10 protein-coding genes are annotated in these 15,245 nt (G+C 63.8%); all 10 read left to right on the forward strand.

What is annotated here, in order from left to right; translation table 11 throughout:
* Positions 1–383: 383 nt before the first annotated feature.
* Positions 384–1,235 carry a carbohydrate ABC transporter permease gene (locus H8S62_RS15795; RefSeq protein ID WP_155146755.1) on the forward strand — a complete coding sequence of 284 codons (852 nt, stop codon included), beginning with the start codon at positions 384–386 and terminating at the stop codon, positions 1,233–1,235.
* On the forward strand, positions 1,235–2,080 hold the full coding sequence (locus H8S62_RS15800; RefSeq protein WP_155146757.1) for a carbohydrate ABC transporter permease: 846 nt from the start codon (positions 1,235–1,237) through the stop codon (positions 2,078–2,080). Before H8S62_RS15795 ends, H8S62_RS15800 begins: the two co-directional genes overlap by 1 nt.
* 99 nt (positions 2,081–2,179) lie before the next feature.
* Positions 2,180–3,193: a LacI family DNA-binding transcriptional regulator gene (locus H8S62_RS15805; RefSeq protein ID WP_173023908.1), complete on the forward strand. Its 1,014-nt coding sequence runs from the start codon at positions 2,180–2,182 to the stop codon at positions 3,191–3,193.
* A gap of 118 nt (positions 3,194–3,311) precedes the next feature.
* On the forward strand, positions 3,312–4,796 hold the full coding sequence (gene malQ / locus H8S62_RS15810; RefSeq protein ID WP_173023907.1) for a 4-alpha-glucanotransferase: 1,485 nt from the start codon (positions 3,312–3,314) through the stop codon (positions 4,794–4,796).
* A 78-nt stretch (positions 4,797–4,874) separates the two neighbouring features.
* On the forward strand, positions 4,875–7,277 hold the full coding sequence (locus tag H8S62_RS15815; RefSeq protein WP_186920240.1) for a glycogen/starch/alpha-glucan phosphorylase: 2,403 nt from the start codon (positions 4,875–4,877) through the stop codon (positions 7,275–7,277).
* 264 nt (positions 7,278–7,541) lie between these two features.
* A complete protein-coding gene (locus H8S62_RS15820) occupies positions 7,542–8,498 on the forward strand; it encodes an AraC family transcriptional regulator (protein WP_173023544.1) in 957 nt (318 codons plus the stop codon).
* 310 nt (positions 8,499–8,808) lie between these two features.
* Positions 8,809–10,254 carry a rhamnulokinase gene (gene rhaB, locus H8S62_RS15825; protein WP_186920241.1) on the forward strand — a complete coding sequence of 482 codons (1,446 nt, stop codon included), beginning with the start codon at positions 8,809–8,811 and terminating at the stop codon, positions 10,252–10,254.
* Entirely contained in the window at positions 10,251–11,501 is a 1,251-nt protein-coding gene (locus H8S62_RS15830; protein WP_155146765.1) for an L-rhamnose isomerase, read from the forward strand. Before rhaB ends, H8S62_RS15830 begins: the two co-directional genes overlap by 4 nt.
* A gap of 74 nt (positions 11,502–11,575) precedes the next feature.
* The gene (gene rhaD, locus H8S62_RS15835) at positions 11,576–12,400 is read left to right on the forward strand and encodes a rhamnulose-1-phosphate aldolase (protein WP_155146767.1); all 825 of its coding nucleotides are present in this window, start codon (positions 11,576–11,578) and stop codon (positions 12,398–12,400) included.
* 177 nt (positions 12,401–12,577) lie between these two features.
* A complete protein-coding gene (locus tag H8S62_RS15840; protein WP_186920242.1) occupies positions 12,578–15,145 on the forward strand; it encodes a family 78 glycoside hydrolase catalytic domain in 2,568 nt (855 codons plus the stop codon).
* Positions 15,146–15,245: the final 100 nt, after the last annotated feature.

Genomic DNA, 15,245 nt, shown 5'->3' on the forward strand with positions numbered 1-15,245 from the left:
GAGGAGTGGAAGAAGGGCCTGAGCACCGCCCTCACCATGTACGCCGCCGACCAGAGCGACGCCAACTGGGACGGCGTCAAGTCCGCTTTCGTGGACAACTGGGCTGTCGAGTATCAGCTCACACACGAGGGTTAATTTCATATTGTGCTGTTTGGTAAAAGGGCGGGCAAGAGACTTGCCCGCCCTTTTACTCGAAAAATACGTGTGCCAATTTGTGCGGAAAGCCTCACTAATTTTCAAATACCGGGCCTGGCGGGCGCCCGATGGGCGTTTCCAAATCAAAGAATCAGAGCGTCCCGCAGAGACGCCTCTGCGGGGATATGGAGGCGGCCATTGGCTGCCCGCCGTAACGGAATCCAACATCAACAACTGGAGGTGGTCTTATGGAACGAGCGATCAAACGCTGGTCGCCAATCTTCTTCCTGCCAACGCTGCTGGCTTTTATCATCGGCTTTATCGTCCCCTTCGGCCAGGGAATCTATCTCTCCTTCTGCCGCTTCACCACCGTGGACAACGCCCAGTGGGCGGGTCTGAGCAACTACCAGCGTGCCCTCACGGACCCCAACTTCGGCCATGCGTTCTGGTTTACTGTGGCCTTCGCCGTGGTGTCCATCATTCTCATCAACGTCATCGCCTTCGGCATCGCCCTGCTCCTGACCCGGAAGCTGCGGGGCACCAATATCTTCCGCACCGTCTTCTTTATGCCCAACCTGATCGGCGGCATCGTCCTGGGCTATATCTGGAACATCCTCATCAACGCCCTGCTCTCCGCCGTGGGCGAGCCGCTTTTGAAGCTCAACTCCACCGCCGGCTTCTGGGGCCTCATCATCCTCATGTGCTGGCAGCAGATCGGCTATATGATGATCATCTACATCGCCGGCCTCCAGAACATCCCCGGCGAGCTTATTGAGGCGGCCCAGATTGATGGAGCCACCTCCTGGACCACCCTTCTGCGGGTGAAGCTCCCCATGGTGATGCCCTCCATCACCATCTGCCTTTTCCTCACCCTTACCAACGGTTTTAAGCTCTTCGACCAGAACCTCGCGCTCACCGGCGGCGATCCCGCCAAATCCACCGAGATGCTGGCCCTGAACATCTATAATACGTTCTACGGCCGCACCGGACCCCAGTGGATGGGCATCGGCCAGGCTAAGGCGGTTATTTTCTGCCTCCTGGTGGTGGCCATCTCCATGATTCAGCTCCGGGCAACCCGCTCCAGGGAGGTGCAGCAGTAATGAAAAAACGGACAAAGACCTTTAATATCATCTGGATTGCGGCCCTGTCGGTCCTGTGCCTGGCCTACATTTTCCCTGTGGTCCTGGTGCTTCTCAACTCCTTTAAGGTAGAGACCGCCATCTCCACCTCCACCACCTTCCAGCTCCCCACGGCGGAGACCTTCGCAGGCTTCTCCAACTACCTTAACGCCATCACCTCCCAGGGCTTCTTCAAGAGCCTGGGGTACAGCCTCTTCATCACCGTCAGCTCGGTGGCGCTGATTCTGCTGTGCTGCTCCATGTGCGCCTGGTATATCGCCCGGTCCAAGGGGAAGTTTCCCAAGCTCCTGTACTTCCTCTTCGTCCTCTCCATGGTGGTTCCCTTCCAGATGGTTATGTTTACCCTCTCCCAGACCGCGAATAAGCTCTACCTCACCAGCCCCTGGACCATCTGCATTATCTACCTGGGCTTTGGCGCGGGCCTGGCGGTTTTCATGTTCACCGGGTTTATGAAGAGCATCCCCATTGAGGTGGAGGAGGCAGCCATGATTGACGGCTGCAACCCCATCCAGACCTTCTTCCTCATTGACGTGCCCATCCTCAAGCCCACCCTGGTCAGCGTGGGTATTCTGGAGGCAATGTGGGTCTGGAACGACTATCTTCTGCCCTACCTGGTGCTGGACCGCACCAAGGGCTACTCCACCATCCCCATCATGATTCAGAATTTCCGCGGCAGCTACGGCAAGGTGGAGATGGGCGCCATGATGGCCAGCATCATCCTGACCATTATTCCCATCGTCATTGTCTACCTGGCGGGGCAGAAACACATCATCAAGGGCGTGGCCGCCGGCGCGGTGAAGGGATAAAGACGCTCCGGCCTGCGGCCGCTATGCGCCCCGCGGGCCGGGGGCGGTTTCCCGCATACCCTGGCCCCTAAAATCTGCATCTCGAAAAGGGGGATGACAGTGACCATCAAAGATATTGCCCGGCTCTCGGGTTACGCCGTGGGCACGGTATCCCGGGTGCTGAACAACAGCCCCGACGTGTCCGACGCCGCCCGGGAGAAAATTATGGCCGTGGTGGAGGAACACCACTTCCGGCTCAACAACAACGCCAAGCACCTCAAGCAGCAGTCCAGCAGCGGCATTGCCATCGTGGTCAAGGGCACTCAGAATATGCTCTTTGCCACCATTGTGGAGCGTATCCAGTCCCTGGTCCGCGACAGCGGCTACGCCAGCTTCATCTACTATCTGGACGAGGACGACGACGAGCTGGAGCAGGCCCTCCAGGTCAGCCGGGAACGGCGGCCCTTCGGCATCCTGTTCCTGGGCAGCAATCTGGACTATTTCCGGGAGTGCTTCCCCTCCATCACCGTCCCCTGTGTGCTGGTCACCAACTCCGCCGAGGAGCTGCAATTTGAGAACCTCTCCAGCGTCAGCACCGACGACGAGGAGGCCGCCGCCCGGGCGCTGGGCTACCTCATGGAGCTGGGCCACACCCAGATAGGCGTCCTGGGCGGCAAGATGGAGGTCTCCAACGCCGCCTGCGAGCGCTATGCGGGCGTGGAGCGGGCCTTCCGGGAGCACCAAATGCCCTTCGACCGGGAGACGCAGTACGAGTCGGCCCGCTTCGCCATGTCCGACGGCTATGCCGCCATGGGGCGCCTTCTGGACAAGATGCCCGGCCTCACCGCCGTCTTCGCCATGTCCGACGTCCAGGCGGTGGGGGCCATCCGCGCCCTCCACGACCGGGGCCTGCGCGTGCCGGAGGACATCTCCGTGGTGGGCTTCGACGGCATTGAGCTGGGGCGTTATGTCTCCCCCAAGCTCACCACCATCCGCCAGGACGCCCGCCGGATGGCTGATCGGGGCGTGGAGCTTCTGCTCCGCCAGATTCGGGAGGGGGGCACCGCCGTCCACGAGCGGGTGCCCTACGAGCTGGTGGAGGGCGAGAGCGCCCGGGGCCTCGCCCCGCGGTAGCTGGGGCCCGTTCTCCCTCCATGCGCCCGGGGCGCGCCGCCCGTGTATACCCTCAGCGGGCAAGGCCATTGTCCCATCGCATTGCTTAACGTAACCCCAAATAAAGGATTTGATAGCTGTGAGAACCAGCGGTATTCTGATGCACATTACCTCCCTCCCCTCCCCCCACGGCGTAGGCACCATGGGCGCGGCTGCGCGGGACTTTGTGGACTTCCTCCAGGCGGCGGGGCAGACCTGGTGGCAGCTTCTGCCCATCTGCCCCACCAGCTTCGGGGACTCCCCCTACCAGACCTTCTCCACCTTCGCCGGCAACCCCTACCTCATCGATCTGGACGACCTCCGGGACGAGGGCCTGCTGGAGCGTGAGGAGTACGAGGGCCTGTGCTGGGGGGCCGACCCCCTCCGGGTGGACTACGGCCTGCTCTACCGGCAGCGCTACCCCATTCTGCGCCGGGCCTGCAAGCGGCTCCTGGCCGCTCCCGCCCCGGGGTACGCCGCCTTCTGCGAGGAGAACGCCTTCTGGCTGGAGGACTACGCTTTCTTCATGGCCCTCAAGGAGGCCCACGGCGGCGCGCCCTGGCAGGACTGGGAGGCACCCCAGCGCAACCGCGACCCCGAGACCCTGGAGCGGGTCCACCGGGGCCTGGGCGCCGACATCGACTTCTGGAAGGCGGTTCAGTACCTCTTCTTCCGCCAGTGGCGCGCCCTCAAGGACTATGCCAACGCCCGGGGCGTTGGCATCATCGGGGATCTGCCCATCTACGTCTCCGGCGACAGCGTGGACGTATGGGCCCACCCCGAGCAATTCCAGCTGGACGAAAACCTGCTGCCCACCGAGGTGGCGGGCTGTCCGCCCGACGGGTTCTCCGCCGGCGGCCAGCTCTGGGGCAACCCCCTCTTTGACTGGGATTTTATGGAGCATGACGGCTACTCCTGGTGGAAGCGCCGCATCGCCTACCAGTGCGAGATCTACGACGTGCTGCGCATCGACCACTTTAGGGGCTTCGACTCCTACTACGCCATCCCCTACGGCGCGAAGGACGCCCGGAACGGCCGCTGGCGGCAGGGCCCGGGCATGAAGCTCTTCCGCGCGGTGGAGGCTGCGGTGGGCCGCAAGCACATCATCGCCGAGGACCTGGGCTTCCTCACGCCCAGCGTCCACGCCCTGCGGGAGGACTCCGGCTACCCCGGCATGAAGGTCCTGGAGTTTGCCTTCGACAGCCGCGACGGCAGCGGCTCCGTCTACCTGCCCCATAACTACCCCCACAACTGCGTGGTCTACATCGGCACCCACGATAACGACACCGCCCTGGGCTGGCTGGAGACCGCCCCAGCCGACGGCGTGGCCTACGCAAAGGAGTACCTCCGCCTCAGCGAGACCGAGGGCCTCCACTGGGGCATGATGCGCGCCATCTGGGCCAGCGTGGCCGATACCGCCATCGTCCAGATGCAGGACGTTCTGGGCCTGGGGACCGAGGCCCGGATGAACGTGCCCTCCACCGTGGGGAACAACTGGAAGTGGCGCGCCGGCCCCGGATTCGCCGCCCCTTCCCTCGCCGGGCGCCTGCGCCACGAGATGGAGATCTACAGCCGTCTGAACTGATAGGCTCCCGGAGCCGGCGCGGCCGCGCCGAGGATGCCCGCCCCCCAACCCATCTGCCTTTATTAAGGAGGAATTCCTATGAATGACCGTGCCAAACCGATTATGGCGGCCCTGGAGGCCAATCTGCTCCGGGACTGCCACAAGACCCCCGCGGAGGCCACCGCCGCGGAGCTCCATGACGCCCTCTCCAAGGCGGTTATGGAGTCCATTGCCCCGGACTGGCGCTCCAGCCGGGCCGCCCACGAGCAGACCCGCCGGGCCTGTTACCTCTCCGCCGAGTTCCTGGTGGGCCGCGCGGTCTACAATAATCTGCTCTGCCTGGGCATCACTGAGGACGTCGACGCCCTCCTGACGGAAAAGGGCGCCTCCCTCGCCTCCCTGGAGGAGGTGGAGGACGCGGCCCTGGGCAACGGCGGCCTGGGCCGCCTGGCCGCCTGCTTCCTGGACAGCGCCGCCACACTGGACCTGCCTCTGGACGGGTACGGCATCCGCTACCGGTACGGCCTTTTCAAGCAGGGCATTGAAAGCGGCTTCCAGGCGGAGACCCCCGACGACTGGACGGCCTGGGGGGACCCCTGGTCCCTGCGCCGGGCGGACCAGGCCGTCACCGTCTCCTTCGGCGACGGCTCCGTCCGGGCGGTGCCCTACGATTTGCCTGTCCTGGGCTGCGGCACGCGCCACGTGGGCACTCTCCGCCTCTGGCAGGCGGAGCCTCTGGAGCCCTTCGACTTCACCCGCTTCAACGACCAGGACTACGACGGCTCCGTCCGCGCCAAGAACCGGGCCGAGGATATCTCACGGGTGCTCTATCCCAACGACTCCACGGCTGAGGGCAAGCTGCTCCGCCTCAAGCAGGAGTACTTTTTCACCAGCGCCTCTCTCCAGGACCTGCTGCGGGGATACAAGGCCCGGGGCGGGGATATTTTCCGCTTTGCGCAGACCCACGCCCTCCAGCTCAACGACACCCACCCCGTCCTGGCCATCCCCGAGCTGGTACGCCTGCTGGGGGCCGAGGGCATGGACTTCACCGCCGCTTTCGGCGTCGCCCGTAATGTCTTTTCGTACACCAACCACACCATCATGGCCGAGGCCCTGGAGACCTGGACCGCCCCGCTGATGGAGGCCGCGGCCCCCGGAATGTTCGCCATCATTGAGAAGATCGACGCCCAACTCGCCGCCGAACTGGCGGCCAGGGGCGTGTCCGCCGCCACAGCCGGGCGCATGGTCATCGTGGAGCGGGGGAGAGAGAACGAGGCGGGGGAAACGGCCCCGGACAAGGTGCACATGGCCCGTCTGGCGGTCTATGCCGGGCGGTATGTCAACGGCGTGGCCCGTCTCCACACGGAGATTTTAAAGAACGACCTTTTAAAGGATTGGTACGCCATTTGGCCCGAGCGGTTCCAGAACAAGACCAACGGCATCACACAGCGCCGCTGGCTGGCCCTGTGCAACCCCCAGCTCGCCGCCCTCCTCACCGAGCTTCTGGGCAGCGACCGCTGGCTCACCGATCTCTCCGCGCTCAAGGAGCTGGAGCGTTACGCCGACGATGAGACCGTGCTGAACCGCTTTATCGCCATCAAGGGCGAGCGCCGACAGGCTCTCGCCGCCTTTGCGAAGGCCAAATACGGCCTGAGGCTGGAAGCAGATACGGTCTTCGACGTGCAGATCAAGCGGATGCACGAGTATAAGCGGCAGTTCCTCAATATTCTGGCGATTCTGGAGCTCTATTTTGAGATTAAGGAGGGGAAGCTCCGTAATTTTGCCCCCACCACTTTTCTCTTCGCCGGAAAGTCCGCCCCGGGCTATTTCCGTGCCAAGGCGGTAATCAAGCTCATCAACGCCGTGGCGAACCTGATCGCAGCCGACGGCGCAGTCTCCCCTTATATCAAGGTGGTCTTTCTGCCCAACTACAATGTCTCCGCCGCGGAGCAGATCGTGGCTGCGGCAGACGTGTCCGAGCAGATCTCAACTGCGGGCACCGAGGCCAGCGGCACCGGCAACATGAAGCTGATGGCCAACGGGGCCGTGACCCTGGGCACCCTGGACGGGGCCAATGTGGAGATCGTGGAGGAGGCCGGCGAGCGGGCGGAGTATATCTTCGGCGCCCATGTGGAGGAGATTCGGGACAAGGCCGGGTCCTACGACCCCACGGCCCTCTACGAGTCCGACGGGCGTATCCGCCGGGTGCTGGACGCCCTGGTGGACGGTACCCTGGACGACGGCGGCACTGGTATGTTCCAGGACCTCTTCGACTCCATCCTCAAGGGCGCGTCCTGGCACAGGCCCGACCAGTATTACCTGCTGCTGGACTTCGGCCGCTATCTGGACGCGAAAATCCAGATAAACCGGGATATCCAGGACCGCCTGGCCTTTGCCAAAAAGGGCTGGCTCAACATCTGCAGCTGCGGCAGGTTCTCCTCCGACCGGGCCATTCGGGAGTACGCCGAGGATATCTGGAAGATAGCACCTGTGAGAATTTGACGCGTCAAGAGGGGCGTTTTCGCTGAAAACCGGCAAAAACGCCCCCTTTTCTTGCCTGGGCGGCGCCATTATGCTAAGATAGTGTCAGGTGACTGCCCAGCCCTTGCGGCCGAGCCGTGCAGGCGCGTTAAAGCGGCTTTTTCTGGGTGTGCGCCATTGCTGATCCGCTGCGGGCTTGGATGGGGGGTCCGCTGGGGGTACGCATCTAAACAGGCGGATAGCGGAATTCTGAAAGCGGATTACGCAGAAAAGGAGGAAAGCGCCATGGACGCGGGACTGATTGCGCGCCTGTCCGAGATCTCTGAGGAGGAGGCCCGGATTCTCCAGGGCGGCGGCGTGGATATGCAGCTCTATAACGAGAAGCGCCGCAAGTCGGTGGAGGCCAGCAAGTTTCTGGAGGGCAAGCTCATCAGCATCCGCACCCACACCCGCTTCGCCCCCTTCCCGCCCCACCGGCACCAGTTTATAGAAATTATGTACGTCTGCCAGGGGGCCATCACCCATGTGGTGGGGGATGAGGAGATTACCCTCCATGCGGGGGAGCTGCTCTTCCTGGGCTGTAATTCCTGGCACGAGATCCGGGCCGCGGGGGAGCGGGACATTGGGGTCAACTTCCTCATCCGGCCCGCCTTCTTCCGGGCCGCCTTCGACATGATGGACGGGCAGAACGCCCTGAGCGACTTTATTATCGACAGCCTCTCCGGCGAGGGGAGCGCCGATGAGTACCTCCACTTCGCTGTGGCCGATGTGCTGCCGGTGCAGAATCTGGTGGAAAACCTCATCTGGTCCCTCTACAACGGGGAGAGCGGCAGCGAAAAGTTAAACGAGATGACCATGGGCATCCTCTTCCTCCAGCTCATGCAGGCACCCGATCTGGCCAGGACCGGCGGCGGCGCGCCCCGGCAGGTGGCTCTGAGGGCGCTGAGCTATATCGAAGCCCACTATATCGACGCTACCCTGCGGGAGTTTGCCGCCCGGAACGGCCTGGCGGAATACACCGTCAGCCGCATGATCAAGGGGGAGCTGGGGACCAGCTTTCGCATCCTGCTGATGGAGAAGCGCTTCTCCGCCGCCGTCCATCTCCTCAACACCACCGAACTCCCCGTCAGCGAGGTCATCGCGTCGGTGGGTTACGGCAATACCAGCTACTTTTATCGGACCTTTCAGCAGAAGCACGGCTGCACCCCCCAGGAGTACCGCCGCAGGCGGGAAGAGGTATAATTGCAAACCAGGACGCTGTTTTTGTAAACAGCGTCCTTTCTTTTGAGCACGGCGGTCCGTTAAAATAGAGAAGATATAAGACGCGGCCGCCCTGGCTGAGGACCCATGCTGCGTCCCTGGCGGCGGTACGGCTTTCAATGGGCCGCATATTCCGGCGGCGGACGCTTGCCGAAGACACATCGCGCCCGACAAGGCAGGGGGGTCGGGGGCGCTTGAGAGCGGCGGCATTTCCGTTCGTGTTCAATGGCCGCCGTATGCGGCGGAGTTTCAACCTGCGGCGTACAAGTAAAACGGTGAGGAGGAGAGAGGCGTGAGGACTTATCTGGCGGTGGATATCGGCGCGTCCAGCGGCCGGCATATTTTGGGCTGGGTGGAGGACGGGCGGATCCGTCTGGAGGAGGTCTACCGCTTCCCCAACCTCCAAAAGGTGGTGGGCGGCCACGACTGCTGGGATATCGAGGCCCTCTGGGGCCATATTCTGGCGGGGCTGAAGGCCTGCAGGGAGCGGGGCAGAACACCCGACTTCATGGGAATCGACACCTGGGCGGTGGACTTCGTGCTGGTGGACGGGGCCGGACGGCGGGTGAGCGACACGGTGTCCTACCGGGACGCCCGCACCGACGCCCTGCGGGCGGAGGCGGAGAAGCTGCTCCCCTTCGCATGGCTCTATGAGCGCACCGGCATCCAGTACCAGCCCTTCAATACGATTTACCAGCTCCTGGCCCTGAGACGGGAGCACCCGGAGCAGCTGGAGGATGCGGAGCGGTTTCTGATGCTCCCAGACTACTTCCACTATCTGCTGACGGGCCGGATGGAGAACGAGTACACCAACGCCACCTCAACCGCTCTGGTCAGCGCCCATACCGGGGACTGGGACGGGGAGATTTTGAGCGCGGCGGGGCTTCCCCGGAAGCTCTTCGGCCCCCTGCGCACTCCCGGCACGGTGCTGGGGCGCTTTACGGAGGAGGTACAGAGGGAGGCGGGCTTTGACTGCACGGTGATTCTCCCTGCCACCCACGACACCGGCTCCGCCTTCCTGGCTGTCCCGGCCCGGGACGAGAACGCCGTGTATCTCTCCAGCGGGACCTGGAGCCTGCTGGGGGTGGAGAACGGCGCGCCTATCACCAGCGCGGCCAGCGCCGCCGCCAACTTTACCAACGAGGGCGGGTACGACCGCCGATTCCGCTACCTCAAGAACATTATGGGGCTGTGGATGATCCAGTCCATCCGCAGGGAGCTGAGCGGCCTGTGCTACGTTGCGGGCCGGGAGGAGCGCTCGGACACCGGGCGGGAGTGGACCTTCCCAGACCTGATTGCCGCGGCGGCGGAGGCGGAGGGCTTCCCCAGCGTGGTTAACGCCAACGACGAGCGCTTCCTGGCCCCGGTGAGCATGGCGGAAGCCGTCAAGTCCGCCTGCGCGGAGAGCGGCCAGAGCGTGCCGGGGACGGTGGGCGAGCTGATGCAGTGCGTCTACCGCAGTCTGGCGGAGTGCTACCGAAGCGCCGTGGAGGAGCTCCGGACCCTGACGGGGAGGGCTTATACCAGCATCAATATCGTGGGGGGCGGCTGTCAGGACGGCTACCTGAACCGCCTCACCGCCCGGGCCACGGGGCTTCCCGTTCTGGCCGGGCCGGTGGAGGGCACCGCCCTGGGCAACCTGATGGCCCAGATGCTGGCGTGCGGAGAATTCCACTCCCCGGCGGAGGCGCGGGCCGCCGTCCGCCGCAGCTTTACAATCAAGGAGGTACATCCATGAGCCGATACGAAGAGGCAAAACTGAATTACGAAAAGATGGGCGTGGACGTGGAGGGCGCTCTGACTCTCTGCGCCGCCACCCCCATCTCCATCCACTGCTGGCAGGGGGACGACGTCCGCGGCTTCGACCAGAAGGACGGTCGGGCCGGGGACGGCATCCAGACCACCGGCGACTACCCCGGCCGGGCCGGGAGCTTTGAGGAGCTGAAGGCCGATTTTCTCAAGGCCGCGAGCCTTATCCCGGGCAAAAAGCGCATCAACCTCCACGCCAGCTACGCTGTTTTCCCCGAGGGCGAGTGGGCGGACCGGGACAAGACCGCGTACCGGTATTTCATCCCCTGGGTGGAGTTCGCCAGGGAGCACGGCTTCGGCATCGACTTCAACCCCACCTGCTTCTCCCACCCCATGGTAAAGAACGGACTGACCCTGTCCAGTCCGGACGAGGCCGTCCGCCGCTTCTGGATTGACCACTGCATTGCCTGCCGCCAGGTTGCCCAGCGCATGGGCGAGGCGCTGGGGGACAAGGTGCTCAACAATATTTGGGTGCCCGACGGCATGAAGGACGTGCCCGCCGACCGCATGGGCCCGCGCCTGCGGCTGAAGGCCGCCCTGGACGAGATCTTTGCCGAGAACTGCCCCAACGTCATTGACAGCGTGGAGAGCAAGGTCTTCGGCATCGGGCTGGAGAGCTACACCGTTGGATCCGGAGAGTTTTTCATGGCCTATGCCTCCCAGCATCCGGGGGTGTATCATCTCCTCGACAACGGCCACTACCACCCCACGGAGCTGGTCAGCGACAAGATTCCCACCCTGCTCTGCTACTTCGACGTTCTGCCCCTCCACGTGACCCGCCCGGTCCGCTGGGACAGCGACCATGTGGTGCTCTTCGACGACGAGCTGAGGGAGATGATGACCGAGATCGTCCGCTGCGGCGGACTTCAAAAGGTGCTCATCGGCCTGGACTTCTTCGACGCCTCCATCAACCGGGTGGCCGCCTGGGTGGTGGGCACCCGCAACGCCCAGAAGGCCCTGCTGTGGGCGCTCCTGCAGCCCCACGAGGCCCTGAAGGCCCTCCAGGACAGCGCCGATTTCACCGAGAAGATGGTGCGGATGGAGGAGGCCAAGACCCTGCCCTTCGGGGATATCTGGAGGGAGTACTGCCGCCGGGAGGGCGTGAGCGCCGACGAGAGCTGGTTCGAGGATGTAAAGGCCTACGAGCGGGAAGTGCTGAGCAGGCGGGGGACATGACCCCGGGAGAAACGATGTTTACTGCGGTGAAGCCTCACGTCTGCAAGGAATACTGGGATTTGGAAGGCGATAACATGGGTATTTTGGACATTAAAATCGTACAGGATTACATCCGCATGTGTACCGACGGGTGGGAACAGGGCTGGCACGAGCGCAACGGCGGCAACCTGACCTACCGCATGAAGGAATCCGAGGCCGCCGAATGCAGGGCCTTCTTTCGGGACCCGGGCCCCTGGGTGGACATGGGGGTTGCGGGGGAGAACCTTGCGGGGGAGTACTTTCTCACCACCGGCAGCGGAAAATTCTTCCGCAACGCTGCCCTGGACCCGGAACACTCCATCGGCATAGTGGAGATAAACGGCCGGGGGGACGCATGGCGCATCGTCTGGGGTCTGGAGGGGGGCGCAAAGCCCACCAGCGAGTTCCCCAGCCACTTTATGAACCACTCGGTCCGCTTCGCAGCCACGGGCGGGGCCTGCCGGGTCATCTACCACGCTCACCCGGCCAATATCATCGCCCTGACCTACGTACTGCCCCTCACGGCCCGGGACTTTACCCGGGCGCTCTGGAAGAGCGCCACCGAGTGTCCGGTGGTCTTCCCCGCGGGGGTTGGAGTGGTGCCCTGGATGGTGCCCGGTGGGGCGGAGATCGCCATGGCCACCAGCGAGCTGATGAAGACTTACGACGCGGCGGTCTGGGCCCACCACGGGCTTTTCTGCTCCGGGAGCGATTTCGACGCCACCTTCGGCCTGATGCATACCATCGAGAAGGCGGCCCAGATCCATGTGCTGGCCCTCAGTGCGGGCCGGGGAGAGCTGCGGCAGACGATCCGGGACGACGAGCTGCGTGCTATCGCCAGGGATTTCAAGGTGACGCTCAATGAGGAATTTTTGGACTAGAATTGCAAATCAGGACGGTCCTTTTGTAAATCACAGCGTTGTTTGCGGCCCGTTTTTCGGATAATATGGGAGCAAGAGGCAGTTAATAACAGCCGAAAGCCCGCAAGAGCGGTGAAATAAAAGCAAAAGGCCCGGGTTATCTGTTCGGATGCAGGGAAGCAGAGGAGGGAATGCCCCATGTTGACCATTGACAAATTCACGGTGGAGAGTCTGAGCGAGGACTGCGTGACCGACAGCCCCCGGCCGCGATTTTCCTACAGCCTGGAGAGTGACCGGCGGAATGTGACGCTGAGCCGGGCGCAGATTTCGGTGAACGGCTGGACGGGGGACGCGGAGGGGCAGATTGCGGTGCCCTACGGCGGCGCGCCCCTGAAGCCCTTCACCCGGTATACTGCGGAATTGACCGCGGTGGATAACGCCGGGGAAACTGCCGCCGCCGCCCTGACGTTTGAGACCGGGCGCATGGGGACGGCCTGGGCCGGGAAGTGGATCACCGACGCCGCCTACCGGTTCACGGGGAAGAAGGACTCCCCACTGCCCATGACCTTCCGCAAACGCTTCGGCTGCGGAAAAAAGGTGGCGAGGGCGCGGATTTGCGCCACGGCGATCGGCATTTACGAGCTGGAGCTCAACGGCCGGAAGGTGGGAAAGGACTACTTCGCGCCGGGGCTCACCTCCTACGAGCACACCCTCCAGTACCAGACCTACGACGTGACGGAGCTGCTGGGCGGGGAGAACACACTGCTGGCCGTGGTGGCCGGCGGCTGGGCGGTGGGGGCCTTCACCATGAACCGGGTGAACCGCATCACCGCCCCCCGGCAGGCGCTGCTGGCCGAGCTGCGAATTGCCTACGAGGACGGGACCGAGGAGGTTTTTGGGACCGACGAGAGCTGGGAGGTCACCGAGGAGGGGCGGTACCGGTACGGGGATTTCTACGACGGCGAGGTGTACGACGCAGCCGCGGACCTGGAAAAGGCCGATTGGAGGCAGGCGGGGCGAGAGACGGTCAGGATACAGCCCGAGCTCGTGGCGACCTACGGCAATCTGGTCCGGGCCCATGAGGTGATGCGGCCTGTCTCCTGTGTGAGAGGCAGGAGCGGGATGCTGATTTACGACTTCGGGCAGAACTTCGCCGGAGTTATCTCGGCAAAGCTCCGGGGGAAGGCCGGGCAGGTGGTCAAATTCCAGCACACGGAGCTGCTGATGGACGGGGAGCTCTATTTGGAGCCCCTGCGCACGGCGAAGGTGTCGGCGGTCTACACCTGCACGGACGGAGAGCAGGAGTACTCCCCCAGGCTCACGTACATGGGATTCCGGTACGTGGGGGTCACGGGCATCGAGGCTGGGGACCTGGAGCTGAGCGCCCTGGCCCTCTACTCGGACATTGACGGCATTGGCGCTTTCCGCTGCTCCAACCCCCTCATCAACCGGCTCCAGGAGAACATCCGCTGGAGCGCGAAATCCAACTTTATGGACATTCCCACCGACTGCCCCCAGCGGGACGAGCGGATGGGCTGGACGGGGGACATCGCCCTCTTCGCCCCCACGGCGTGCTACAACTTCGACGCGCGGCGGTTTTTGGAGAAGTGGCTGCGGGACGTGAAGGCCGAGCAGCGGCCGGGGGGCGGCATCAATGTGGTCATCCCCGAGCAGGGGTTCCGCTATCCCCCGGCGGTGGTGGCCTACTGGGGCGACTGCTGCGTGCTGGTGCCCTGGGCCATGTATTGCGCCTACGGGGACATTGAGATTCTGCGGAGCATGTACCCGGTGATGAAGAAGTATTTGAAGGCCGTCAAATTCTGGGCCGGGTTCTTCTGCCTGGGCCGCACCAACCGGCACACCTGGCGGTGGTTCCACCAGTACGGCGACTGGGTGGCCCCGGACGTGAGCATGTGGCGCTGCATGAACCGGGGGCTTTGGACCGCCACCGCCTGCTGGGCCCACTCCTGCGATTTGATGACGAAGATTGCCCGGCTGCTGGGTGAGAGCGGGGACGAGAAGTATTACGCGGATTTGAAGAAGGAGATCGACCGGGCCTACGCCAAGCGGTTTTTGGACGAGAGCGGCAAGATGAAGAGGCAGATACACCCCATGTCCCGCCACGCGCTGGGGAGGGAGGGGGAGTTCCAGTCCGGGTACGTGCTGCCCCTGGCCTTCGGCATGCTGGACGGAAAGCTGAAGGAAGGGGCGCTGGAGAATTTGGTCCGGCTGGTGAAGGAGGGCGGCTACCACATCCGCACCGGGTTCCCCGGCACGCCCTTCATCCTCTTCGCCCTGTGCGACAACGGCAGGGAGGAGGAGGCCTACCGGATGCTCCTCACCGATACCTGCCCCTCCTGGCTCTACGAGGCCAAGGTGGGCACCACCATCTGGGAGCGGTGGGACGCCCTCCGGGAGGACGGTACCTGCAACACCGGCAAGGACGACGGGACCAACGGCATGACCTCCTTTAACCACTACGCCAGCGGCGCGGTGGGGGATTTCCTCTACCGCAGGGTGGCGGGAATTGAGAGTGTGGAGGCTGGATACCGGGTCTTCCGGGTGAAGCCGGTTCCCGGCGGTGGTCTGACCTGGGCCGAGGGGAGCGTCGAGACCCCCTACGGGAGGGCGGGGGCGGCCTGGAAAATGGAGGACGGAGCATTCTCCATCGAGGTGGAGGTGCCCGTCAATACCACCTGCGAGCTGGTTATGCCCGGCGGGGAAACGCACACGCTGGGGAGCGGCAAATACCGCTTTGAGGCTTGAGGCGGGCAGGCCCGCGCTGCCTTGCAGTGCGCGAAAGCGCCCCCGTACCGAGCGCTTCCGGGGCGGTATAGTGCTGCGGATGCGCGAACCCGGACGATTT

The organism is Lawsonibacter faecis (assembly GCF_014287675.1).
Lineage (GTDB): Bacteria > Bacillota > Clostridia > Oscillospirales > Oscillospiraceae > Pseudoflavonifractor > Pseudoflavonifractor faecis.